2 protein-coding genes are annotated in these 802 nt (G+C 66.3%); both read left to right on the top strand.

The window, feature by feature from the left end:
• Positions 1-13 precede the first annotated feature (13 nt).
• Complete coding sequence (locus ON38_RS38265; protein ID WP_373281250.1) at positions 14-310, top strand: MerR family transcriptional regulator; 297 nt, start codon at positions 14-16, stop codon at positions 308-310.
• Positions 193-802: hypothetical protein (locus tag ON38_RS25510; RefSeq protein ID WP_051165167.1), on the top strand; the 610-nt coding region annotated here is incomplete at its 3' end. The genes ON38_RS38265 and ON38_RS25510, both read left to right, overlap by 118 nt.

Raw genomic sequence — 802 nt, 5'->3', positions numbered from 1 at the left:
GAGCATCGGGGAGTTGGCGCGCACCACCGGCCTCACAGTGCGAACGATCCGGTTCTACTGCGACGAAGGAATCCTGGAATCCCAGCGCAGCGCGGGCGGGCATCGGATGTTCGACGCCGACAGCGCACCCAACGACTGCTGCTGGTACGGCAGCTGCGCGCGCTCGGCCTCGGGCTGGAGCCGATCGGCAACGTGCTGCAGGGCGAACTGTCGATCGACGAGGCGATCGCCGCCGAGAGCGCGCGACTCGATATCGAGATCAAGTCACTGGCATGGCGACGGGCGTCACTACAGGCGATCGAGACGGTGACACCGACGCGGCGAGCGGAGCGGCTTGCGTTGCTGGCCGCCGCGCAGGAAGGTGGCGGCGTGCACGATTCCCTCGTCCAGTTCTGGCGGCGCATCCTCGCATCGATACCCCGGCGCGATGTCGACAGGTGGGTGGGCTGGAACGTCCCGGAGCCACCGGCTGAACCGTCCGTCGACGAGCTCTGTGCCTACGCAGAGTTGGCCGCCCTCGTCGCCGATCCGGAAATGGACCATGTAGTACGGCAGCAATACTGGCGAAACCAGTCGGAACTGATCCGCGACCGCCGCGAACTGTACAGCGAGGTAGGCGACGTGGCGGTGGACGTGGTGCCGCTCGTATCCAAAGGCGTGCGACCACGCGCCGGAAGCGAACTCGATCGGTTCGTCAACGCCCACGCGCACGCGCGAGGGAAACGCGATTCCCCGCGTTTCCGCGAGCAGTTGCTGATCAACGCGACCGATGCCGACCACCGCATTCACCGTTACTGGACTC

This window comes from Nocardia testacea NBRC 100365, assembly GCF_000308775.1.
Taxonomy (GTDB): Bacteria; Actinomycetota; Actinomycetes; order Mycobacteriales; family Mycobacteriaceae; genus Nocardia; species Nocardia testacea.
This window is presented reverse-complemented; position numbering and strand designations above follow the sequence as displayed.